The sequence below is a fragment of the Myxococcales bacterium genome, assembly GCA_016712525.1.
Classification (GTDB): domain Bacteria; phylum Myxococcota_A; class Polyangia; order Polyangiales; family Polyangiaceae; genus JAAFHV01.
On the sequence record JADJQX010000006.1, the window covers coordinates 689,667 to 712,429 of the forward strand.

Consider the following 22,763-nt stretch of genomic DNA (forward strand, 5'->3'; position numbering starts at 1 on the left):
TCGCGAGGCGCCGAGATCGGGCCCCGCACCTCCCCTCGATCGCGCGCCTCGTGGACCTCCCGCCATTCCATTCCAGGCGCCTGGAATTTTTTTCCAGGCGCCTGGAATGGCGGAGAGGCCTAAATTTCTCGGGCGCCGCAAAGTGGCACCGAGTGCCGCGTTCGAAAACGTCGCGGTCAGGTCGCGGTCAGGTCGCGGGGCGGCCGTCGGACGGCTTGCTCCCGCCTTGGGGGGCGCCGTGCATGTTCGCGAGCAGATCTTGGAGCAGATCACGCGCCTCGGCCTTGCCCTTGAGGTGCGTGAGCAAGAGCTGCGACGCGTCGCTGAAGGCCTTCTCGAAGCCGAGCCCTTCGCGCGTGCGCGCGGCCACCTTCTCGCGGCCCGAGGCGAGATCCTCTTCGAGGGCCTCGGCGTAGCGCGAGAGCTGCGAGCGGAGCTCTTCGATTTGGCGGCGCAGGTCGCGCACTTGGCCGTCCTTTGCGGCGGCCTTTCGTTCGCGCTCGCCCAAGGCCTCGCGCCTCGCGTCGACGAGGGCTTGAGCCGCGCCCGCGCGCTCGAACACGACGCGCCACTGGGCGCTCGGAGGGGTCTGCGCGATTTGGTCGGCCTGCTGGCGCGCCGCTACGGCGCCACGCTCGGCGGTCGCGAGGGCCTCACGGAGGCGGTTCGCTTCGCCCTGTTCGTTCGCGAGCTCGCGCAGCACACGCGACTCTTCGTGGGCGAGCTCCTCGACCTTTCGACCGATCTCGGCGCGGAGCGCGCGGCCGCGACGCTCGAGCGACTCGAGCTTGCGTGTGTGGCTCGCGACCTCGCCCTCGAGCCTCGTGGCCCTCGAGGCGAGATCCCACACCTGGGCCATGGCCTGAGAGACGTCGGGCGGGGCGTTCCCGCCGGGGTACGCGCGGCTCACCATGCGCGAGAAGAGGCCCGCGCGGTTCGCCCACTCGATCACGCCGGCCGACTGCGGGGGCGGCGGGGGAGGGGGAGGCGCGTTCTCTCCGAGCTGCCCCACCTCCCACGGCACCGACGGGAGCGCGCGCTGGAGCGCCTTCAGCTCCTCGTGGAGGTGGTGGGCATCTTGGAAGCGCTTGCGCCGCTCCTTCTCGAGGAGCTTGAGCACGATGGCCTCGGCGGCCGGCAAAATGTCGGGCTTGATGGCCGTGGGCTTCGGCGGAGGGGACGAGCGCTGCATCTCGAGGAGCGTCTCGCGATCGCCGGAGCGGAACGGGAGCTGGCCCGTGAGCATCTCGAAGAAGAGCACGCCGAGCGCGTAGAGGTCGCTCGGGGGCCCGGCCTCTTCGCCGCGCGCCTGCTCGGGGGACATGTACTCGGGCGTGCCGAACACGGCGCCCTTCGGCGCGAGCCGCGGGTCCATCGCGAGGTGCGCGAGGCCGAAGTCGAGGATCTTCACGAAGTCCTTCCGGCCTCCGCGCGTCGTCATCAAGATGTTGTCGCTCTTCAGGTCGCGGTGGATGACGCCGAGGTCGTGCGCACGCGCGAGCGCCGCGCACATCTGCTCGAGGATGTCGACGCCGCGCGAGAGCGTCATGGGGCCCTTCGCGAGCTCGCTCGAGAGCGACGTGCCGACGAGGTACTCCATGACGAGATAGAGCTCGCCCTCTTCGGTCTCGCCGATGTCGTGGATGTCGATGATGTGCGCGTGATCGACGCGGTTCGCGGCCCGCGCCTCGCGAAGCATCCATGCGCGGAGGTGGGTCTCGCCGCGGAGGTCGGGGCGAATCAGCTTGAGGGCGACCACGCGGTCGATGAGGACGTGGCGAGCGCGATAGACGACGCCCATTCCGCCTTCACCCGCCCGAGCCTCCAAACGGTAGCGACCGGCGACCACACGTCCGAGCATGGGGTCTGCGGGCTTGGCAGGGCGCTGTTGCGTCGTGTTCACGCGGTATCCTCCGAAGACGTTGAGCGCACGCGCGATCTGACGAATCTTGCGCGCGGCAGGGACGAGTCCTCACCTCAGATCACCGGAAACGGAAGAAATGTTCAAGGGAGAGTGGGGTCTCTCGCGCGTCGCGAGGCGATTGCGGACGCCCGGGCCGCGGCGGGTGGGGCCCGACAAGACAAAACGAAACGAGGCCACGGGACGTACCCGCGGCCTCGCTGCACGACCGAGCGAAAGCTCAGAACGCGACGTTCACGACCGGCAGACGCAGCTCGGTGACCTGAGCCATGCCGAGCTGCCGGCGCTCCTGCATCGAGAACGCGTTGTGCGCCTCGGGCACCGGAACACCGAGCCGGAAGGCGCTCGGAGAGAGCGAGATGAGCGACGTGGCAGGCGCAGGACGAGCCGCCTGCGGCGCGGGGGTGGCCGGGGTCGGCGTCGTGCCTCCGGCGGGAGGTGCGGCAGCCGGAGCGGGCGTGGCAGGCGCCTCGACGGGGCTTCCGCCGGCCTTGCCCGGGTCGGCCGGGGGCGAGGTCGTCGGGGCCTTGTCCTCTTTGGCGTCGGGGTTGCCTTGGTACGAGATCGCGTTCAGCGTGACGACGAGCGCCGGCACGATGAGCGCGACACCGCCGGCGAGCATCACCACGGGCACGCCGCCCTGGGTCTCCGACACCGACTGCTCGATGCCGAACCCGGCGAACCCGCCCGCGACCGCGCCGAGGCCCGCGCCCACGCCGTACGCGAGCGGAGAACGAACGCCGATGATCGCCTCGGTGAAGACGACGAGCTCGGAGCCGAGCAGCGCACCACCGATGATTCCTTTGGCGGCCGGCGAGACCTCCTCGGCCTTGGCCTCGGGCGCGTACGCCATCGTGGCGCCGAAAAAGACCGCTGCCATGCTCAGCGCAGCCACACCCCTGGTCTTCTTGTCGAAAGCTCGGTTGGTCATTGCCTCGGTTCCTTTGCGACCTCTACGGCCGGGTACGGTACCATGGGGTGCGCGAGGCCGTCAGTAAGTTCGAATGGCCAGCCCGCTCGCCCGTCCGCCCGCCACTCCCGTGGCCGCCCCGCCCCCGCGCACGCCGCCGCAGACATGACTCGGCTCGACAAAGAATCTTTGAGTTTCGCGCTGTTATGCTGGGGGGGCCTCTTCCTCGCGGCGGCCCTCGGGGCGCTCGTCCGGGTGCTCCCGTGGATGCTCGAGCCGACCTTGCCGGCCTCGGTCGTGTGGCCGTTCGCGCGGAGCCTGCTCCTTCTGGCGGCCGAGGTGTCGCTCGTCGTGGCGTGGCCGCTCGGCTGGGCCCTCCACGCGACGAGGTTGGTCGCGCGCGGCGAGGCGCGGGTCTTTGCGACGTTGGGGGAGGCACCGTCGCGGACCGCCTTCGCTCGTCGGACGGTCGCCGCCACGCTCGTCCTCGCCCTCGGCGCGCTGTCGGTGCTCGGAGGGCGTGACGCTTCGGCTCCGGGGCTCGTCGTCCAAGATCTGCTGGAGCAGGGGAGGTCCGCCTGCGCCGCCGAGCCCACGCGCGCCTCGCACACGGTCCCGCTCGTGAAGGCCGTGTGGACGTGCGTGCCGGGGTACCCTCCGCGCCTCGTGGGCAAGCCGCCCGTGATGGCGTCGGGCCTGACGTTCTCCGCGTCGGCGGCGCGCGTGAGCCCCGATCTCACGCGCTTCGAGCTCGACGACGCGCGCATCCTCACGCCCCCCGTGCACGAGGGCGCGGCCATCGTGGCGCACGTCCGCACGCTCGTTCTCCGGGGAATTCCTCCCTTCGCGGTGAGCTCGACCACCCCCCCGTGGGTCCGCGCGCTCGTCCTCGCCCTCGCCACGGCGCTCGCCGCGCACCTCGCGTTCGTCCGTGTGCTCTCGGAAGGGGAGCTGCCCCGTGGGGTCGTGCGCGCCGTCGTGCTCGGTGTCGTGGGGCCTCTCGCTGCACTTTTCCTCTACCGCCGGATCGAGACGGCGTCGCTGGGGGTCGCGTGGCTCGCCGTGGTGCCCGTGGTCGCAGGTGGGCTCACGCTTCTCGTGGGGGAGGTGCTCTCACGCTTGCCGCGGGGTGCACACACTGGTACGAAATGAGGGGAAGCGAGGCGGTCGCGCCGCGCGTGTCGTGTTCGGGCCGTGCATCGCCGCGTGGCCCCCAAGGAAGAGAGAGCGAGTCACCACCATGGGCAGCATCGGCGCACCGGAGCTTTTGGTCATCGCGCTTCTCGCGCTCCTTCTCTTCGGCGCCGGCCGCATCGCCGACATCGGCAAGGGGCTCGGCCAAGGCATCAAGAACTTCAAGCAAGGCTTGAAGGAAGCCAACGACGACGACGACAAGGACGAGAAGGCCGAAAAATCGGAGAAATCCGAGAAGAAAGAGGCCAAGTCCAAGCCGAAGGACGAGTCCCCCAAAGAGGCGTGAGCCGGGGGATCGTCGACGCGTAACGCAGGGCGTAGTGCACCTGTTCGGTGCCGTCGCTTTCTGGTAGGTTCCGGGCGCGCCGACCTCGGGTCGCGCGAAAGGGATCGTCATGCCGCTCGCCTTCGCCCAACGTCTGTCTGCCGTCTCTCCCAGCGTCACGCTCGCGATGAACGCCCGCGCGGCGGACCTCCGCGCGAAGGGCGCCGACGTGTTCGCGTTCGGCGTGGGCGAGCCCGACTTCGACCCCCCGGCGCACGTGCTGGCCGCCGCGAAGGCCGCGATCGACGCGGGCGCCTCCAAGTATACCGCCGTCACCGGGATCGCTCCGCTCAAGAAGGCCATCTGCGACGCCTCCGCGCGCTCGCGTGGCTTCTCGCCGAAGCCCGAGCAGGTCACCGTCACGGTCGGGGCCAAACACGCGCTCTTCAACCTCGCGATCGCGCTCTTCGAGCCGGGCGACGAGGTCATCATCCCGAAGCCCTTCTGGGTGAGCTACCCCGAGCAGGTCCGCATGATGGGCGCGGAGCCCGTCCTCGTCGACACCGACGAAGCGAACGGCTGGCGGCTCACGCCCGAGGCCCTCGAGAAGGCCATCACCCCGCGCACCAAGGCGGTCATCCTCTGCACGCCGTCGAACCCCTCCGGCGCCGCGTACCCCGAGGCGTCGATGCGCGCTCTGCTCGAGGTGCTCCGCAAGCACCCCGTGTGGCTCATCGTCGACGAGATCTACGCCGAGCTCGTCTACGACGGGTTCGAGCACGTGTCGGCCGCCAAGATCGCCCCCGATCTCCTCGACCGCATCGTCGTGGTCGACGGCGTCTCGAAGACGTACGCCATGACGGGCTGGCGCATCGGCTGGTCGATCGCGCCCGCGCCCCTCGCGAAGGTGCTCGACACGGTGCAAGGCCAGAGCACCACCAACGCCACCGCCGTCGCGCAGCACGCGGCGCTCGCCGCGCTCACCGGCCCCCAAGACGCGATCGTCGACATCCGCGCCCGCTTCGAGAAGCGTCGCCGCGCCATGGTCGAAGGCCTGTCCAGGATCCCTGGCATTCGCTGCCGCATGCCGGAAGGCGCATTCTATGCGTTCGCCGACTGCCGTGGCCTCCTCGGCAAGAAGCACGGCGACAAGGTGCTCTCGAGCGACGAGGATTTGGCCTTTTTCTTCCTCGAAGAGGCCCACTGCGCCACCGTGCCGGGAGGCGCGTTCGGGGCTCCGGGCTACGTGCGATTCAGCTACGCCCTCTCCGAGGAGCGCATCGCGAAGGGGCTCGAGGCGCTCGCCGCGGCCATCGCGAAGCTCCAATGAAGGAAGCTTTTCCGCGTGCTTACGTACGCGGCCTATGACCCTCACGCCAGAGGGGAAATGTAGGCAAAGAAGAGTACTTTTGCCCCGCGCGATTCTTCGTGTAACCTCCCTCGCGATGCGCATTTTCCCGAGGTCATCGGGCAGGTGTGCCGAAGAGGACGCACCGGCCGAGAAACAAAATGCCTCTCTGGCGCGCCCGGGTTGAACCAATCGCGCGATTCATCGTCCATCCGGAGCTTGGGGTTAGCGGGAGTGAACCCTCGGCGCCTAGACTCACGTAATTCTCAAGGAGAGCTTGTCATGAAGAAGTCCGTTCGCTTTAGCGCCCCGATCGCCCTCGCCGCCGCCCTCGCCATCCCCGTCTTCGCTCAAGGCTGCAGCGCCGCCGAAGAGCTTTGCTGCACCGATCCGACCAAGGTCGAGATCCAGGGCCAGGCTGGCGCTCAGTTCTCCGTCGCCGTCGGCGCCGCTGCCGACCTCGCGGCCGTCGCCCAGGGCTCGCTCGACGACGTCGTCAGCGCCTGCCGCAACCTCGCGCAGGACCTCGACGCCCCGTCCGACAAGCTCGCCGAGGCGAACAACGCCCAGGGCTCGGCCGCTGCCAAGGCCTGGTGTGACCTCGCGGTCGCGCAGATCAACGCGCAGGTGAAGGCCAAGGGCGCCCTCAAGGTCGAGTTCGCGGCCCCGCAGTGCCAGGCCTCGGTCTCGGCGAAGGCCAACTGCCAGGCCAAGTGCGACGTCAGCGGCAAGTGCGACATCAAGGCCAACCCGCCGAAGTGTACGGGCGGCAAGCTCGAGGTCTCGTGCAAGGGCTCGTGCAAGGCCGAAGGCTCCGCCTCGGTCGCGTGCGAGGGCTCCTGCCAGGCCGAGTGCTCCGGCTCCTGCGCCGCTCAGGGCGGCGTGAAGTGCGAAGGCAAGTGCGAAGGCACCTGCGAGGCCGAGGCCGGCGCGCAGGGCTCGGGCATCCAGGCCGACGGCACCTGCAAGGGCACCTGCAAGGGCACCTGCGAGGTCACCGCCCCCGGCGTGAAGTGCGAAGGCACCTGCAAGGGCCAGTGCAAGGGCGAGTGCAAGGCCTCGGCGAACGTCGCGGTCAAGTGCGACGGCAAGTGCGACGGCGACTTCGAGCCCCTCAAGTGCGAGGGTGGCAAGCTCGAGGGCGGCTGCCAGGTCGACGCGAAGTGTGACGCCAACTGCGACGCGTCCGTGAGCGCGAAGGCCGAGTGCACCCCGCCGGCCCTCAAGATCACGGCCGCGGCCGGCATCGAGGCGAAGTACCTCGCTTCGCTCGAGGCGAACCTCCCGCAGCTCATCGTCGTCTTCAAGGCGCGTGGCACGGCGTTCGTCGGCCTCATCACCCAGGTCAGCGGCTCGCTCGCCGGCTCGGTCTCGGGCGACATCGGCGTGAAGGGCCTCGCCTGCCTCAACACGGTCGGCGCGCAGGTCGCGGCGGCCGTCGGCCAGATGGAAGGCGCTGTCTCGGGCTCGGCTTCGGTCGTCGCCTCGGTCGGCGGCTCCTGATCGGATAGACCTCCCCCGAGGTCTCCACACCTCGAGCGCGGCGTCCTCTTCGGAGGCGCCGCGTTCGGCTTTTTGTGGCCCTCGATTGAGGTCCGGGGGACGCAGCAAGGTCGCCCGCGTGTCACGCGGACGCGGCTACGCGCCGGTGCGCAGGCCCTTCCTCGTCGTGGTCGTAAGTGTCCGTGATTGCGTCACTAATCGTCGAAGTTGTGCCGCGGCGTCATGCCCGCGCACGTCGCGCTCGAACCTGCCCCGAGAGTTGCACTAGGCCTTCGTCGTCGCGCGCTACCGCGCACCTTCCGGAGCTATCGAAACATGAAGAAGGCACGTTCGTTCGTCGTTACCCTCGCTGCCGTCGTCCTCGCCGCCACGGCCTCTGTCGCGTGCGGAGGCCCGCTCACCTACCAGGTCCAAGGCTCGCAAGTGGCGACCGGCGCCGACGCCAAGGTCGTGGCCGACGTGGACGAGGCCAAGCACCAGACGAAGCTCACCGTCGAAGCCGAGAACCTCGCGCCGCCGGAGCGCATCTCCGACTCGGCGAAGGTCTTCGTGCTCTGGCAGCGCAAGAACGCCGACGCGCCCTGGTCGCGCATCGGTACGCTCGAGTACGACGCCGACAAACGCAAAGGGAAATTCGAGGGCACCGTCCCCGAGTCGTCGTTCGACTTCGAGGTGTCGGCCGAGGCCGAGCCGAACGTCGCGTCGCCGTCGGGCAAGGTCGTGTTCGACAAACGCGTCGCCAAGTGAGCCGGGGCTGACGTCTCGTCGCGCGCGGGGCCCATTTGCCGGGCTCCGCGTCGCGTTTCGAAGCGCCGTCGCGCGACGGCCGACGAGCCCCGGTGGGGCCTCGGGCAGCTACGTGCACGATGCACGCGTTACCGAGGCGAGCTACTCGGGGCGGACGTACTTGCGCTTGATGAGCGAGAGCACGATCTGCACGGTCTCGAGGTCGGTCGAGGTGCTCTTGTTGAGCACCGACTCGAGGTGGCCGTGGTTGTGCACGAGCTGAATGACGTCGAGCTCGGTGGGCTTCAGCTCGGAGAGCTTCGCCGCGAGCGGCACGGGCATCACGAGGCGCGTGTTGAGGTCGGGGAGCTGATCACGAAGCTCGTTGAACTCGTCGATCTGCCTGAGGCCCTCCATGAGGACCTCCTGCACCGACATGTCCATCTCGTTCGGGAAGGTGCGCTCGTCCGGGGGATCGAGCTCGAAGGTGCCCTTCACCCACGTGAGCATCCGGAAGATGCTCTTCATGGGGGGCACGTCGGTCAGATCGTTGATGAGGGCGTAGTAGAGCGTGCCCTTGCGCATGAAGATGCGGCCCACGTCGTCGTCGGTCTGGACGACGAGCACGCCGGTCTTCTTGGAGGTCGAAAAGAGCTGGAGCAAGTCGGGGAGGGGGACCTCCTCGATGCTGCCGGACATCGTCTTGCCTTGCGAGCGGCTGCGCTGGGCGGCCACGGCCTCGAGGGCAGGGGGCTGGGGCGCGTCGTTCTCGCGCATGCCGTCGCCCGCGATGACCTTGAGGATGCTCGTGCCGATGAGCACACGATCGCCCTCTTTCAGGCGCGCGCGCTTGATCTTCTCGCCGTTGACGAAGGTGCCGTTCGTGGACCCGAGATCTTCGATCCAGATCTGGTCCTCGGCCATGGCGATGCGCGCGTGTTTGCGGCTCACCATGTCTTCGACGAGCACCATGTCGAGATCGGACGAGCGACCGACGATGATCTGCTTGTCCGCGACCAGCGGAAACTCGCCACCCTGATATTTCCCGCTGATGAAGCGGAGCACGTACGACTTTCCCATACGCTGCGCTGCCGGTTTTAGGGCGGGATCCTGCATGTGAGGCGGTTCGACGGCAAAGGCTCACGGCAGAAGCGCCGCGAAATCCCTCGAGTACTTACTCCGAACTGGGGCCGAGAACCAAGAAAGAGAGTAACGAGGTCGCTCGAAAATGGTCAAGTCACGGTAAGTAGGGGGCATGGGAACTTCGTCGAGCCAGCCCTCCATCCCGCTTCCCAGGCCGATCTCCCCCGGCGGTGACCCGTTCGGCACCCACCGGTCCCTCGAGCCGGCCGGGGGCTTGCCGCAGCCCGCCAAGCGCGTCGACAGCGATTTTTCTCGGCTCTTCGAGGGGGAAATGCTCCTCGCCGTGGAGACGCTGAACATCGACGCAGCGAGCTTTCGCCAGATGGAGGAGGCCGCGAAGGCCAAAGGGGACGGGTCCGACCAGGCCGTCGCCGCGCTCGTCCGGGCGACCGTGGAGAGCCGGGGCAAGCAGCACAACCCGGTCACGGGCTCCGGAGGCATGCTGCTCGGCCGGGTGCTCCAGGTGGCTCCCGGGCACCCCGACGCGGGCGTCGTTCGTGAGGGCGACCGCGTGGCGACCCTGGTCTCCCTCTCGCTCACACCGCTCCGCCTCGACGGGACGGGCGCCATGCGCCGCGCGAGCGCCCAGCTCGACGTGACCGGCGAGGCCGTGCTCTTCGCGAGCGGCGCCTACGCTCGCCTGCCGAACGACATGTCGGAGAGGCTCGCGCTCGCCGTGCTCGACGTGGCGGGAGCGGCACCTCAGGTCGCGCGTTTGGTCACGCCGGGCAAGACCGTGCTCGTGCTCGGCGCGGGCGGAAAGAGCGGCATCCTCTGCGCCGCCGAAGCGAAGCGTCGCGGTGCGGCCCGGGTCATCGGCATCGAGGCCTACGCGCCCTTCGCGGACGACCTCCGCGCGCTCGGCGTGTGCGACGTGGTCGTCACCGCCGACGCGAGGGATCCCGTCGCCGTGCGGCGCGCCGTGCTCGAAGCCAATGGAGGCGCCGAGGTCGACGTGGCCTTCTCCTGCGTGAACGTCGACGACGCCGAGATGGGCGCCATTCTCTCGACGAAAGATCGCGGAATCGTTTACTTTTTTGCCATGTCGACGAGCTTCACGAAATGCGCGCTCGGGGCCGAAGGGGTCGGCAAGGACGTGGACCTCTTCGTGGGGAACGGGTACGCGGCCGGGCACGCCGACCACACGCTCGCGATGATGCGCGACCTCCCGAACGTGCGCGCGCTCTTCGAGAAGCGCTACGGCTGACCGCGTCGGTCGGAGAGGTCGGACGACCCCATGTTCATTCGCGGCGTGGCGGAGAGCCTCGACCGAGGGCGACCGCCCGTCGGACCGCGAGGAGCGAGAGCAGGCCGAACGCGGCGGCCATCAGAGCCGAGCCCACCATCGCGCGTGGGAGCTCGCCGGCCGCGAGCTTGCGTAGCGTAAAGGCGCAGCACCCGAGGGACAGGGCGCCGAAGAACGCCGAGTACCGTGCATAGCGCCGGCTGCCGAAAAAGCGCATCCTTGCGGGCTTTACCAAATGAAGGCTGGAGGGTCGACCTCGGCGCTCTCCGTTGACGGCGGTGCGGGCGCCACGCTAGCCACTCGGTCATGTCCCTTCGCCCCATCCTCGAGGTTGCTCACGAGCTCGGTCTCTCCCCGGACGAAGTCCTCCCCTATGGCCGCGGGAAGGCGAAGATCGAGCTCTCCGCCCTCGCGAAGCCCGCGCGGGGCAAGGGGCGGCTCGTGCTGGTCAGCGCCATCAACCCGACGCCCGCCGGCGAAGGCAAGACGACCACCTCGATCGCGCTCGCCATGGGCATGCGCAAGCTCGGAAAGAACGCCGTGCTCGCGCTGCGGGAGCCCTCGCTCGGGCCCGTGTTCGGCGTGAAGGGCGGCGGCACCGGCGGCGGCAAGGCGTCGCTCGTCCCCGCCGAGGACATCAACCTGCACTTCACGGGCGACATCCACGCCATCACCACGGCCCACAACCTGCTCTCGGCGCTCGTCGACAACGCCATCTACTTCCGCAAGAAGATGCCGAGCGGCGGCACGATCGACTCGCGCACCGTCACCTGGGGCCGGGCGCTCGACATGAACGACCGCTTCCTTCGAAACGTCGTGGTCGGGCTCGGCGGGAAGAGCCACGGAACGCCGCGCGAGGATCGTTTCGACATCACGGCGGCCAGCGAAATCATGGCGATCATGGCCCTCGCCAAGGACCACGACGACCTCGAGGCTCGCCTCGGCCGCATCCTCGTCGCACAGGACACCGAGGGCGCCGCCGTGACGGCGAAGGACGTCGACGCGGCTGCGGCCATGACCGCCGTGCTGAGAGACGCGCTCTCTCCGAACCTCGTGCAGACGGCCGAGGGCGGCCCGGCCATCGTGCACTGTGGCCCGTTCGCGAACATCGCGCACGGCTGCAACAGCGTGCTCGCGACGCGGCTCGCGATGAGCCTCGGCGACTACGCGATCACCGAGGCGGGCTTCGGGTTCGATCTCGGCGGCGAGAAGTTCCTCGACGTGAAGTGCCGCGAGGCCGGCATTTTCCCGCGCGCCATCGTGCTCGTCGTCACCCTGAGGGCCCTCAAGATGCATGGCGGCGCCGAGGTCAAAGTGGCCTCCGAGCCCGACGCCGACAAGCTCGCGAAGGGCATCTCGCACCTCGAGAAGCACCTCGAGAACGCGCGGTACTTCGGCCTCACGCCGATCGTCGCCGTCAACGCGTTCCCGAACGACACGGACGCCGAGCTCGCGCAGGTCGAAGAGGCCGCGCGCAAGCTGGGGGCGAGGTTCGCGCGGTCGACGGGCTTCGCTCGAGGTGGCGACGGGGCCCTCGAGCTCGCCAAGGTCGTGTGCGAGGTGGTCGACGCGACCGACGCCGCGCCGCCTCCCGCGAAGTATGTGTATGACGCAACCGATTCGGCCGAGGAGAAGATCCGGAAGATCGCCCGCACCGTCTACGGCGCGAAGGACGTGGCCTTCGCCCCCGCGGCGGAGAAGAGCCTCGAGCGCGCGCGCAAGCTCGGCTACGGCGCCCTGCCGATCTGCATGGCGAAGACCCAGCTCTCCCTGAGCGACGATCCGAAGGTCCCGGGGAGGCCCGAGGGCTTCGTGGTGAACGTGCGCGACGTCCGCATCTCCGCCGGCGCCGGGTTCTTGGTGCCGCTGACGGGCGAGATGATGACCATGCCGGGGCTACCCAAGGAGCCCGCCGCCAAGGGCGTCAAGCTCCAGAAAGATGGCTCGATCCGAGGGCTCATGCAGAACGACTGACACGGGCTCGACGGACGGGCCCAAGGGCCGCTCACCCGCTCGGGGGGGCGGCCTGGCTCGCCTGGGGACGCCGGCGTTTGTCCCACGCGTCGAGCACGACGAGCGCGCCGACGATCGACGCTCCTGCATAAAACCTCGGGCCGAGGCGCTCCTCGGACGGGAACACGAGCGCGGCGAGGGCGAGCGAGTACACGGGCTCGAGGGCGATCGACAGCGCGACCGTGTACGGCGAAAGCGTGCGTAATACACGGAGTGACCAGAGCCACGGCAGCGCCGTGCAGAAGAGCGCGAGGAACACGAGCCTCGTCGCGTCGTGGGCCGTGAGCGCCCACGGGGGAACGAACGGGCCCTTCACGAGGAACGTCGCGCCCGTGACGACGAGCGCCGCCGAGAGCTCGACGAAGGTGACCTTCTCGGCGGGCATCATCTTCGAGAGCCGCCCGTTCCACGTGCCGAACGCCGCGGAGAAGAAGGCCGACACGAGGCCGAGCGCGATGGCCGAGCGCGGGCTCCCGAGCTCGACCCCGAGGAGCACGGCCACCCCGAAGACCACGAGCACGCCCATGACGAGCTCACGCGGGCGCACGCGGCGCCGGAACACGAGGGGCTCGAGCAGCGCCGTGAAGAACGTCGTCGTCGAGAGGCTCGTCACGGCGACCGCGATCCCACCGAGCTTGATCGTGCCGTAGAACGCCATCCAGTGGATGGCGACGAGCGCGCCGGTCGCGACGAGCTCGAACAGCGTGCGCCTCGGCACCGCGAGGGGGATCCGCTTCTTCCGGAGCAGCACGAGCATGACGCAGGCGACGATGAGCACCCGGTAGAAGACGAGCACACGGGCCCCGACCTGGATGCTCTTGCCGAGCAGCGCGGTCATGCCCCAGAGGAGGACCGTGGCCTGGAGGCGGACGTGTGCGGCGAGCGGAGTGAGGCGCGAGCCTTCGTGTGCGGCGTCGGTCGATGCCACTCGGGTCGTCACTCGGCGGCAGGCCGCGACGCTTCGCCGGGCGGCACGGTGAGCACCGCCTCGGGCGCCGAAGGGAGAATCACGATGAACTTGGTGCCCGAGCCGACCTGCGATTTGACGTCGATCGTGCCGCCCGCGCTCTGCACGATGCTCTGGCTTATCGCGAGGCCGAGGCCCGTGCCCTTCTGTTTGGTCGTGAAGAACGGCACGAACAGGTCTTTCAGGATCTTCTCGGCGATGCCGGGGCCCGTGTCGCGCACGGTGACCTCGACGAAGTCGGGTCCACCTTCGGAGCGTGGGCTCGGCTCCTGGGCGCGGGTCTCGTCCCAGCCGCGGGGCTTGCGTCGGCGGGCGGTCGTGATCGTGAGCTTGCCGTGCCCGTCCATCGCCTGGATGGCGTTCTGCACCAGGTTGATGAGCACCTGCCGGAGCTGCTCCGCGTCGATGCGGGCGCGAGGCACGTCGTCGTCGAGTTCGAGGGCGATCTCGAGCGAGGGTTTGTCGCGCGGCGTGAGGATCTGCATCGTGCGACGGATCGCCGCGTTCACGTCGAGGGGGACGGGGTTTCCGACGCCGGGCCGCGCGTAGTCGAGCACGCTCCCGACCACGCGGTTGAGGCGGTTCGCCTCCTCGAGGATGATGCCGACGAACTCGTTCATCATCTCGGAATCACTCGAGTTTTTCGGGATGAGCTCCTCGAGGACTTGGGCGGCTCCCTTGATGGCACCGAGCGGGTTCTTGACCTCGTGGGCGAGGCCGGCCGCCATGGAGCCGAGGGCCGCGAGGCGGTCGCGGTCTTTGAGCTTGGCGTACGTGCGGGTGTTCGAGAGGGCCACGCCGATCTGACCGGCCACCGTCTCGAGCAGCGCGATCTCTTCGGGGGTGAACGCGTCGCGCACGCGGGCGTCGTCGACACACAGGAGGCCGACGAGCTCGCTCCCGTCGCGCACGGCGAGCACGACGCTCGCGCGCAGGTCCCCGAACGTGTCGGCGGCCGCGCGCAGCGGCGCAAGGGCCTCTTTGGTGCGCTCGAGGCGCTCCAGATCGTCGAGGGCGATCGAGGTGTCGAGCTCACCGAGCAGAGGAGAGATCGAGAGCTCTTCGATGCGCTCCGGAGGGCTCGCGCCGGCGGCGCCCACGAGCTTGAAGGCCGTGCCGTCCTCGTCGCGGAGGTAGAGCGCGGAGCCCGTGATTCGGCGCGAACGTTCGAGGCCGCTCATGACCGTCTCGACCATCTCGCTCACCTCGAGGGAGTGCGCGAGGCGCTTGCGGAGCTCGGTCACGTTCGTCTCGAGGTCGTACCGCTCGCGAAAGACGAACTGGTGGATGCGCTTCTCGACCTCGGCCTGCAGCGGCTCGAAGAGGACGAGCACGCAGATCGCGGCGAGCACGCCGTTCAGGTACATCGAGCCGAAGCGACCCATGTACTTCATGAAAAAGTAGAGGAGGCCCGCGATGGCGAACGCGAGGGCCGTCGACACGAGCAAGCGCCCGGAGAGCTCGTACACGTCCGCGAGGCGCTTCGTGCGGAGGGACTCGGACAGTACGAAGAGGAACACGACCGACAGCACCGCGCCGAGCGGCGGCACGTTCAGGCCCAGGATCGACAAGAGGTCGGCGAGCTGAAACCCCATGGCGAGCCCGCCGACCCCCGCGAGGAACCTCACCCGATCACGGACGGCCTTCGACGAGCTGCGCCGGCCTCGTTTCCACAGCGACCACAGCGCAGCCGCCAAGAAGCCGAACACGTAGAGGTACACCGCTCCACGCGTGAGCGACGAGTGCGCGTAAGGCGACACGCAGAGCGCGAGCATCGGCACGCCGACGGCCAGCGCCGCACGTGGCAGGGTGGGTTTCTCGTCGTCGCCGGGGGGGACGATGGCTTGGAAGAGGTGCACCGCGAACTGGGGCAGGAGCACCGTGAGCACGACGGTGACGCGAAACCAGTTCTTGTCCTTCGAGAGGTCGGCGATCGACTGGCTCACGTACCAGAACGCGATCTCGGTCGTGAAGCCCGCGAAGAGCCAGTGGACCGAGCGCCGCCCGCGCAAGAGCATGGAGAGCGCGATGGCGGCCGCGATGACTCCGCAGAAGAGCGTGGTTCGTGCGCGAAGGTCGTCCACCCGAGTGCCTCAGGGATACCGTTTTGCCCGCGAGAGCGCCACCCGAGGGCGCGTCTTCGAAAGACCACACGCGACGAAGGGCCGAGGAGGGATCGGTCCCGCGTCGCGTGGGGCTATAAAGTAAAAACTACTTTTTTCCGTCGCCCGGCGAGGGAGGCGTAGCGGGATCGTGCCAGGGCTGCGGCGGGGGCCGCTCGTCGATGCGAAGGTTCTGTTGGGTCGAGCCCACGTCGCCCATGCCGGCGCGCATGCGAGCGTCCCCACCGAGGCTCGTGGTGCCTTCGGTCTCACCGCCCGTCGCCGACTCTTCCGACGTGTCGCCCACGCCCGAGCCTTCGGGGGCCTGCGTCTCTGCGACGCACCCTCCCAGCCAGACCCCGAGCAAACCGACGAAAATCAGACCGAAACGACGCATTTTACAGTCCCTCCGTGGACGTGGCCGCGAGGCCATACTGCTTGACGAGCTGCGAGAGGCGCGGGCGCTTCATGCCGAGGAGCGCGGCGGCCTTGGTGATGTTGCCTTTGGTCTCCGAGAGAGCGCGTGCGATGCAATCGCGCTCGATCTGGCGCTTGATGTCGAAGAGCGACACCTGCCCCTGGCGCACCTGTTCGTAGGCGATCGCCGTGGCGTTGGCCTCTCCCGTGGGGAGCGGGGCGTCGTCTTCGTCGTCGGTGTGCGTGATCTGGGGCACTGACTCGAGGCTCGGGGGCGCCGGCGGCATCACGCTCGATCGGAGCGAGAGTGGGGCGGGGACGGCCTGGGCCACGGCGCGGAGGTCCTCGACGTTGTCGACGAGCTCGGCGGCGTCGATGAGCTCGCCTTCGGTGAAGAGCGACGCCGCGCGGAGTGCGTTCTCGAGCTCGCGGATGTTGCCCGGCCACCTGTGCGCCCGAAGGAGCTCGAGGGCGGCATCGGTGAGGCGCTTCGGCGTCTCGGAGCGCTCTTGCGCGATGCGGGCGAGCAGCGAGTCGGCGATCTTGCCGATGTCACCGGGGCGCTGGCGGAGCGCGGGGACCTCGAGCTGGATGCCGCGCAAGCGGTAGTAGAGATCCTCGCGGAACTCGCCGCGCTCGACCATCGCGCGGAGGTCGCGGTGCGTGGCACACACGATGCGCACGTTCGCGCGCACGGGCGTGGTTCCGCCGACACGCTCGAAGGTCTTCTCTTGGAGCACGCGGAGCAGGGCGACCTGGGTGCGTGGCGAGATGTCTCCGATTTCGTCGAGGAAGAGCGTGCCGCCCTCGGCCATCTCGAAGCGTCCGCGACGACGCGAGCCGGCGCCGGTGAACGCGCCCTTCTCGTGCCCGAAGAGCTCGGACAAGAGCAGCGTCTCGACGAGCGCCGCGCAGTTCACCGAGACGAGAGGACCTTGGGCCCTGTCGCTCGCCCGGTGGAGCGCCTCGGCGACGAGCTCTTTGCCGGTGCCGCTCTCGCCGCGCACGAGCACGGTGGCGCTCGATCGGGCGACCTTCTTGATCGACGCGACGAGCGCGCGAATCTGCGGATCGTCTCCGACGATCTCGCGCTGGGACTCGGGGGCCTTCTCGCGAGGGGAGCGCTCGGTGCGAGGCGAGGGCTCGACGTCGACCTCGGAGGGGGCCTCGGTGAGCGCCGTCTGAAGGCGCGTGAGCGCGATGCCTTCGGCCTTCGCGAGGAAGGCGCCGCGCACGTCGATGCGGAGCCCGTCGGCCACACGAGCGCGAATCTGGGCGGCCTGCTCGCAGAACCCACGTGCGGCGGTCACGTCCCCCGCGTCGCGATGGGTCAGCGCCATCAAGTGCAGGATTTCACAAAGGATTTCTTCGTCGCCAGCCTCGCGAGCGTGGCGGAGGGCGGCTCGGGCGAGCTCGAGGTCGGCTGCCCCGGCGGCGCGTGCGGCGAGCGCTCCGAGGAGGCCGTGCTCGGCCTTGGCGCGCCCGGTCGTCCCGGGGGCCGAGGGCTCGGCCAGGTGCGCGCGGCACGCGGCGACGTCGCCCTCGTCGAGGGAGATGCGCGCGGCGACGCGGTAGGCCTCGCCCACGAGCTCTTTGTCGGCCGCGGCGGTCGCGTCGGCGATGGCGGCCTCGACCTCGCGTCGCGCGCCGACCGAGTCGGCCTTGGCGAGGGAGATACGCGCGGCGACGATGGCGAACTGCGCCGCGTCGGCGGGGCTCATGGGTGCGCGCCGGCCGAAGGCGACCGTGTGGGCGGCGTGGTCGAACAAACCGAGGCGCAAGCGGAGCTCCGCGAGGCTCGCGACGGTGTGGCGGATCGTGGCGGGCGAGCCGAGGGCGCGCCGGCGTGCGAAGGTGCGCTCGAGGCAGTCGAGGGCGGTGCCGTAGTCGTGGCGGGTCCACGCGACGACCGCGAGGTTCGTCAGGGTGTAGGCGCAGGCGAACTGGTCCTCGGCGCGCTCGGCGTCGGCCAAGATGGCCCGCAACATGAGCTCGGCCTCGTCGAGCAGCCCCTTCGAAAGGATGGCGATCGCCCGGTTCATGCGCGCTCGCAGCGCCTCACGTGCGAGGCCCGCCGCGTTGGCCGCCATGGCGTCGCCCGCGAAGTGCGCGTCGGCCTCGTCCCATTTGCCTTCGGCGAGGCGGATCTTTCCGAGCAAGTTGCTCGCGCGGAGCGCGACCTTCGCGTCGCCCGAGCGGGCGAGCTCGGCCTCGGCGCGGGTCGTGTCGAACATGCCCTTCGCGAACGCGAGCTCGGCGAGCTCCACCGCGATGGCCGGCCGGAGCTCGGGGGAGGTGGCTTCGCGGGAGCGCGCAGTCTCGAGGGCCACCTTGGCGCCCGTGAGATCTCCGAGGCCCATGAGCGCGCGCCCGAGCACGAGGTACACCGAGGCAGACGTGATCCCCGCGCGTGCGCACGCTTCCGCCCACGTCCGGGCCTCGTCGAACGCGTCGGCGTCGAGGGCACGCGACGCGGCGCGGAGCAAGAGGGCCGGGTCGCCTGCGACGAGCTTCGCCCAGCGCCGCCGAACCTCTTGTTTTGCCGCAGGATCCGCGAGCATCGAGAGCGCCTCGGCGTGCACGGCGTCGGCGCGCGCGGGATCGATCGCGACGAGCAGCTCGGCCGCGTGGCCGACCGCCCAACCGTCTCTCGGGAAGTGGGCGAGGAGCGCCGAAGCGACCTTCGCGCCGTCACCTTCGGGCGCCTCGGGTCGCGCCAGCGCGATCGCGCCGTCACGGCGTACGAGCGCGCCGTCGGCCACGAGCGAAGTGACCGCCGCCGCGAGGGGGCCGTCCGTGTCGACGAGCGAGGGCAGGAGCGCCTCCGGGAAGGGCCTCCCGACGAGGGCGAGCGCGCCGAGCACGCGAGCCTCGTCCGCCGTGCGATCGACCGACCGCTCCGGGGTAGCGATGCGCGCCGCGGAGCGCGCGAGGTCGTCGACCGAGGCCTCGCCGCGCGCGCGGACGCCGTGCTCGAGGGCGACGGAGAGAAAACGATGCCGCTCGGGCTCGTCGAAGGTGGCGCGCACCTCGAACGGCTCCGCACCCGGCAGCGAGGCCTCTCCTCCCGCGACGAGCACGATGAGCGCGCTGCGCGGGGTCGAGAGCAGCTCGGTCGCCACGGCGCGATCCCAGGTGCCCTCGTCGGGGAGGGGGGCGAGGAGCACGTGGCGCGAGCGGGCCGCGGCCGCGACGAGCTCTTCGGCGAGGGTTTGGGCGTCGAACGCCTTCTTGGCGCCGAGCTCGGACGCGGCGAGGTGGAACGCGGGGGCGCCCACTCCACCTGCGCACACGCACGCGCGCGCGCCAGCCTGCTCGACACGGCGAGCCAGGTGCTCGAGCACCGCGCGCACGCTCGAGGCTGGAGCACGGACGACCAGCACGCCAGGCGCGAGGCTCGCCACGCGGTCGTCGAGCTCGACGAACCCCCGTGCCGTGTGCCCCGCGAGGGACACCGGTGCTGCGCTCACTGCCGACAAAGCCACTTGCGCCACCTTAGCCCACCCTCTCCGGTCGGCAACCCGCCGCGGCCGAGCTCGTGTGCGTGAACGTCGCCATGCCCTCCGCCCAGCACAGCCCGTGCCACTCGGGAGGGGCACGATTCTTCGTGGAATGCCGGGCGAAGCGCGCCGCCGTGCAAATCCTCACGCCCCGGCGCGTCCGCACGACGCACGGATCGGAGCGTGTGTTCAGGTGTGGGAGAGCCGGTCGAACGCTCGGGTGCCCTCCTCGCGGGGGGCCGCGGGCCAGGCCGTGGTGCTCGGGTCGACCGACCTCCTCGTCACGACGCCCGCGCGTTCTTTTCCTCCCCATCAGCGGAGCTACCACTCCGGCGCGCCGTTGATGATAGATGTAGACTGCATGTGTGCGTCGGTGCGACGCCCGCGCCCTCTCGCGGTCCGTGGGAAGGCGCCCGTGTCGCACGGTGGCCCGCGATCGCGAGGGTGATAAGCGCCGTGGCCACCCCGGAGCCGATCCTTCTCGATGTGACACGCGATTCGATCTGTTCGCCGAGCGAGCGCACCCGCTACCGTGGATCCATGAAGAAGCTCGCCCGCGCGCTCGTTGCAGTCGGCTCCGTGGTCTCGGCCCTCGTTGCTTGCGCCTCGGATCCGGCGGGCTCCGCGGGGGACGCGGCGGCCCTGCCCGATGCGAGCACACCGGATGCGACGCTGCCCGAGGAGGTGCCCGACACGGCCGTGCCCGAGGAGGTGCCCGACACGGCCGTGCCCGAGGAGGTGCCCGACGCGACCGTGCCCGACGCGGCCGTACCCGACGCCGCCGTCGACGCGACCCGGCCCGATGGTGCACCGGACGCGACGACGGATGCCTCGCTCGTCGATGCCGCGGACGGTGCGGCTGGGTGTGGCGCTACCGCCGCGAGGCTCTGCGCGCTGGGAGAGCGCTGCGGCGCGAACGCGGATTGCGCCGCGCCGAACGTCTGTACGTTGGGGGTGTGCGCGCCGCTTTGTCCACCCGGCACGTTCATCACCGGGGCTACCTGTCCCCCGTGCCCTCGTGGCCGCTACAGCGACGTCGCAGGGAGCTCGTCGTGCACGGCCTGCCCCGACAACTCGTCGACCGCGGCCGCCGGGTCGACGTCCGCCGCCGCGTGCGTCCCGTGCGCGATGGGGCAGGTCTCGAGCTCGGCCACGAACTACCAATGCACGTCCTTCGACGGCCGCGTCACCTCGGGCTCGGCCGCAGGCCCGGTCGTTCACGCGACCAACGGGGGATGGACCGGCACGGCGAGCTTGTCGGGTGGCTACTACGTCGTGACGGGGCGCAAGACCGGGGCCACCCTCAGCATCAGCTGGTCCTCGGCGGGCGCGATCGTGCAGGGGAGCCAGGTGGCAGGGCTCGTTAGGGTCAACTCGACCACCGGGGTGTACACGTGGAGCGAGGCCACGGGCTCGCGCCCGACGGTGCTCATCAACTCGTGGGATCCCGTCACCCGCGCGGTTCGACTCACGGCGTCCGGCGCGCTCATGCGCACGAACGGCGCGCCCCTGCCGAACGCGAGCTTCTCCGCGACCTTCTCGGGCATTCTCCCCTGACGTGCACGACATCCGCGCGTGCGCGGTCGGGGTCGGGGTCGGGTGGGCGGCGGTCGTCCGTCCGCGAAGGCCGACTTCGTGTAGCTTCGACGTATGGGGCGTTGGAGCTCGTTGGGGCTGCTTCTCGTGGCGGTCGTCTTCTCCTGCAATGGCAACGGCGGCGCGGACAAGGTCGGCGGTGGCAAGGGGGGAAAAGGTGGGAAGACCGAGGCGCCCGGGGAGCCGAGCGCCATCGCCGCTGCTGCTCCGAGCGGCAGCGGCTCGGTCGCCGTGACCGGCAAGGGGCGGCCCGACGGCAAGGCTCGCCCGAACATCCTCTTCGTGTTGGCCGACGATCAGCGCGCCGACACGCTCGCGTGCATGCCGAAGCTCGGCAAGCTGCTCGCGCGCGGAACGACGTTCAAGAACAACTTCGCCTCGACCCCGCTCTGCTGCCCGGGACGATCGTCCATCTTGACCGGCAAATACGCCCACAACCACGGGGTGCTCTCGAACGGAGACATCGAAGACGAGGACGGCAGCAAATCGCCGGGGGCCATCGACTTCCGGAAGAATGGCAACGAAGCGAAGACGTTCGCCGGATGGCTCCAGCAGAAGGGGTATCGAACCGGGTACTTCGGCAAGTACTTGAATGCCTACGACAAGATCCTCGAGACCGAGCCCATGCACATCCCGCCCCACTGGGACGAGTGGCGGGCCTTCTCGCATGCCGAGTACTTCGACTTCGATCTCATGGAGCGAGGCCTCGGCGAGACCAAAGCGACGCGCCGCTGCTACCTCTCGAACGAGGCCGAGGAGGACCGCGATCGTAAGGGAAATCACAAGGGTACGGGCTCCGCGGCCGAGAAGAGCGACAGCGAGGAGAACGCCAAAGGAAAGAAAAAGGGCAAGAAGAAGGAGCGCAAGTGCAAAGGGGTCGCCGACGAGGTCGTCCGGAATGGCAAGGAGAACTACTCCACCGACGTCCTCCGCGATCAGGTGATCGGGTTCATTCGTAAGGTGACCCAGGAGGGGAAACCCTGGATTGCCCACTTCGCGCCGAAGGCCCCACATGGCCCGTTCTTGTCTCCGGCGCGGTACCAGCCCGATCCCGAGGAGGCGAGCTTCTCGAAAGAGGCCCTCGACCGACTATCGAGCTGCGCGCTCTTCGACTGGAAGGGGCGCCCCCCGAGCTATCTCGAGGCCGACATGACCGACAAGCCGCAGTGGATCCAGGAGTCCAAGTCGAAGCGTACCGCCGAGGACCGCCTCGACCGCGTGCGGCACATGCAGCTCGCCAGCGTGCTCGCGACCGAGGATGCGGTCGAGGAGATCCTCAAGGTGCTCGGGGAGCTCGGCGTCGCCGACGAGACGGTCATCGTCTACACGGGCGACAACGGCTTCGCCTGGGGCGAGCACTGGCACACCCACAAGAACTGCGCTTACGAGGAGTGCATCCGCGTGCCGCTCGTCGTCGTGGATCCGCGCGCGGCGGGCGGGCCACGCACGGTCGACGACTTCACGATGAACGTGGACCTCGCGCCGACGTTCGCCGCGTGGGCCGGCGCGAGCGTGCCCGAAAAGGTCGACGGTTTGAGCTTCGCGGGGCTCGTGGACGGGAGCGCCAAAGGGCCGTGGCCGCGCACGGAGGTCCTCTCGGAGTGCTGGGGCCCGGGCACGGCCGGCCGCCCCGACACCCACGCCGCGGTGCGGACCAAGAAGTGGAAATACATCGAGCACTACGCCGACGACGCGCGCACCAAGCTCCGCGTGCACGACGGCAGCCCCGAGCGCGAGCTCTACGATCTCGAGAAGGATCCGTTCGAGGTCGACAACCTCCTCCGGCTCTCCCCCGCGAACCTCGCTCGGACCGGCCACACGAAGGACTTCGTCGACACGACCACCGCCGACCTCGCCGCCAAGCTGAGGGCGCTCGAGGCGAAATAGCCAGCGAGCGTGGGTCCCCGAAGCG

General features: G+C 69.6%; 17 protein-coding genes. 9 read left to right on the top strand and 8 right to left on the bottom strand.

The window, feature by feature from the left end:
- Positions 1-187: 187 nt before the first annotated feature.
- Both IPK71_14830 and IPK71_14835 read right to left on the bottom strand, forming a co-directional pair.
- Entirely contained in the window at positions 188-1,903 is a 1,716-nt protein-coding gene (locus IPK71_14830) for a protein kinase (GenBank protein MBK8215011.1), read from the bottom strand.
- 238 nt (positions 1,904-2,141) lie between these two features.
- Entirely contained in the window at positions 2,142-2,852 is a 711-nt protein-coding gene (locus tag IPK71_14835; protein ID MBK8215012.1) for a hypothetical protein, read from the bottom strand.
- Positions 2,853-3,020: 168 nt separating this feature from the next.
- Here IPK71_14835 and IPK71_14840 point away from each other — a divergent pair, with 168 nt between their 5' ends.
- The 5 genes from IPK71_14840 (at position 3,021) to IPK71_14860 (ending at position 7,888) form a co-directional block, all read left to right on the top strand.
- Entirely contained in the window at positions 3,021-3,983 is a 963-nt protein-coding gene (locus IPK71_14840; GenBank protein MBK8215013.1) for a hypothetical protein, read from the top strand.
- An 88-nt stretch (positions 3,984-4,071) separates the two neighbouring features.
- Complete coding sequence (tatA, locus tag IPK71_14845) at positions 4,072-4,311, top strand: twin-arginine translocase TatA/TatE family subunit (protein MBK8215014.1); 240 nt, start codon at positions 4,072-4,074, stop codon at positions 4,309-4,311.
- 109 nt (positions 4,312-4,420) lie between these two features.
- Positions 4,421-5,620: a pyridoxal phosphate-dependent aminotransferase gene (locus IPK71_14850; GenBank protein ID MBK8215015.1), complete on the top strand. Its 1,200-nt coding sequence runs from the start codon at positions 4,421-4,423 to the stop codon at positions 5,618-5,620.
- Positions 5,621-5,920: 300 nt separating this feature from the next.
- Positions 5,921-7,141 (top strand): hypothetical protein, encoded by a 1,221-nt coding sequence (locus IPK71_14855; protein ID MBK8215016.1) that lies wholly within the window; start codon positions 5,921-5,923, stop codon positions 7,139-7,141.
- Positions 7,142-7,456: 315 nt separating this feature from the next.
- A complete protein-coding gene (locus IPK71_14860) occupies positions 7,457-7,888 on the top strand; it encodes a hypothetical protein (protein ID MBK8215017.1) in 432 nt (143 codons plus the stop codon).
- Positions 7,889-8,029: 141 nt separating this feature from the next.
- Here IPK71_14860 and IPK71_14865 read toward each other — a convergent pair whose 3' ends face one another.
- The gene (locus IPK71_14865) at positions 8,030-8,947 is read right to left on the bottom strand and encodes a DUF4388 domain-containing protein (protein MBK8215018.1); all 918 of its coding nucleotides are present in this window, start codon (positions 8,945-8,947) and stop codon (positions 8,030-8,032) included.
- A 220-nt stretch (positions 8,948-9,167) separates the two neighbouring features.
- On the opposite strand from IPK71_14865, the gene IPK71_14870 reads away from it, so the two are divergent.
- Positions 9,168-10,217, top strand: a complete 1,050-nt coding sequence (locus IPK71_14870; protein ID MBK8215019.1) for an L-erythro-3,5-diaminohexanoate dehydrogenase — start codon at positions 9,168-9,170, stop codon at positions 10,215-10,217.
- Between the two features lie 34 nt (positions 10,218-10,251).
- Here IPK71_14870 and IPK71_14875 read toward each other — a convergent pair whose 3' ends face one another.
- Positions 10,252-10,473, bottom strand: coding sequence for a hypothetical protein (locus IPK71_14875; protein MBK8215020.1), 222 nt, complete (start codon positions 10,471-10,473; stop codon positions 10,252-10,254).
- Positions 10,474-10,562: 89 nt separating this feature from the next.
- Here IPK71_14875 and IPK71_14880 point away from each other — a divergent pair, with 89 nt between their 5' ends.
- A complete protein-coding gene (locus IPK71_14880; GenBank protein ID MBK8215021.1) occupies positions 10,563-12,230 on the top strand; it encodes a formate--tetrahydrofolate ligase in 1,668 nt (555 codons plus the stop codon).
- 31 nt (positions 12,231-12,261) lie between these two features.
- On the opposite strand, the gene IPK71_14885 is transcribed toward IPK71_14880, so the two are convergent.
- The 4 genes from IPK71_14885 to IPK71_14900 form a co-directional block, all read right to left on the bottom strand.
- Positions 12,262-13,197 (bottom strand): DMT family transporter, encoded by a 936-nt coding sequence (locus IPK71_14885; protein ID MBK8215022.1) that lies wholly within the window; start codon positions 13,195-13,197, stop codon positions 12,262-12,264.
- 8 nt (positions 13,198-13,205) lie between these two features.
- A complete protein-coding gene (locus IPK71_14890) occupies positions 13,206-15,320 on the bottom strand; it encodes a GAF domain-containing protein (GenBank protein ID MBK8215023.1) in 2,115 nt (704 codons plus the stop codon).
- A 127-nt stretch (positions 15,321-15,447) separates the two neighbouring features.
- Positions 15,448-15,735, bottom strand: a complete 288-nt coding sequence (locus IPK71_14895) for a hypothetical protein (GenBank protein ID MBK8215024.1) — start codon at positions 15,733-15,735, stop codon at positions 15,448-15,450.
- 1 nt (position 15,736) lies between these two features.
- On the bottom strand, positions 15,737-19,240 hold the full coding sequence (locus IPK71_14900; protein ID MBK8215025.1) for a sigma 54-interacting transcriptional regulator: 3,504 nt from the start codon (positions 19,238-19,240) through the stop codon (positions 15,737-15,739).
- A gap of 555 nt (positions 19,241-19,795) precedes the next feature.
- Between IPK71_14900 and IPK71_14905 the strand changes: the two genes are divergently transcribed.
- Both IPK71_14905 and IPK71_14910 read left to right on the top strand, forming a co-directional pair.
- Entirely contained in the window at positions 19,796-20,812 is a 1,017-nt protein-coding gene (locus IPK71_14905; protein MBK8215026.1) for a hypothetical protein, read from the top strand.
- A gap of 93 nt (positions 20,813-20,905) precedes the next feature.
- The gene (locus IPK71_14910) at positions 20,906-22,738 is read left to right on the top strand and encodes a sulfatase (protein MBK8215027.1); all 1,833 of its coding nucleotides are present in this window, start codon (positions 20,906-20,908) and stop codon (positions 22,736-22,738) included.
- Positions 22,739-22,763: the final 25 nt, after the last annotated feature.

Excerpts from the sequence above, each read along its gene's own strand:
- IPK71_14835 (MBK8215012.1), bottom strand. The coding sequence starts at position 2,852 with ATGACCAACCGAGCTTTCGACAAGAAGACCAGGGGTGTGGCTGCGCTG.
- tatA (MBK8215014.1), top strand. The coding sequence starts at position 4,072 with ATGGGCAGCATCGGCGCACCGGAGCTTTTGGTCATCGCGCTTCTCGCG.
- IPK71_14850 (MBK8215015.1), top strand. The coding sequence starts at position 4,421 with ATGCCGCTCGCCTTCGCCCAACGTCTGTCTGCCGTCTCTCCCAGCGTC.
- IPK71_14855 (MBK8215016.1), top strand. The coding sequence starts at position 5,921 with ATGAAGAAGTCCGTTCGCTTTAGCGCCCCGATCGCCCTCGCCGCCGCC.
- IPK71_14860 (MBK8215017.1), top strand. The coding sequence starts at position 7,457 with ATGAAGAAGGCACGTTCGTTCGTCGTTACCCTCGCTGCCGTCGTCCTC.
- IPK71_14865 (MBK8215018.1), bottom strand. The coding sequence starts at position 8,947 with ATGGGAAAGTCGTACGTGCTCCGCTTCATCAGCGGGAAATATCAGGGT.
- IPK71_14875 (MBK8215020.1), bottom strand. The coding sequence starts at position 10,473 with ATGCGCTTTTTCGGCAGCCGGCGCTATGCACGGTACTCGGCGTTCTTC.
- IPK71_14880 (MBK8215021.1), top strand. The coding sequence starts at position 10,563 with ATGTCCCTTCGCCCCATCCTCGAGGTTGCTCACGAGCTCGGTCTCTCC.
- IPK71_14895 (MBK8215024.1), bottom strand. The coding sequence starts at position 15,735 with ATGCGTCGTTTCGGTCTGATTTTCGTCGGTTTGCTCGGGGTCTGGCTG.
- IPK71_14905 (MBK8215026.1), top strand. The coding sequence starts at position 19,796 with ATGAAGAAGCTCGCCCGCGCGCTCGTTGCAGTCGGCTCCGTGGTCTCG.
- IPK71_14910 (MBK8215027.1), top strand. The coding sequence starts at position 20,906 with ATGGGGCGTTGGAGCTCGTTGGGGCTGCTTCTCGTGGCGGTCGTCTTC.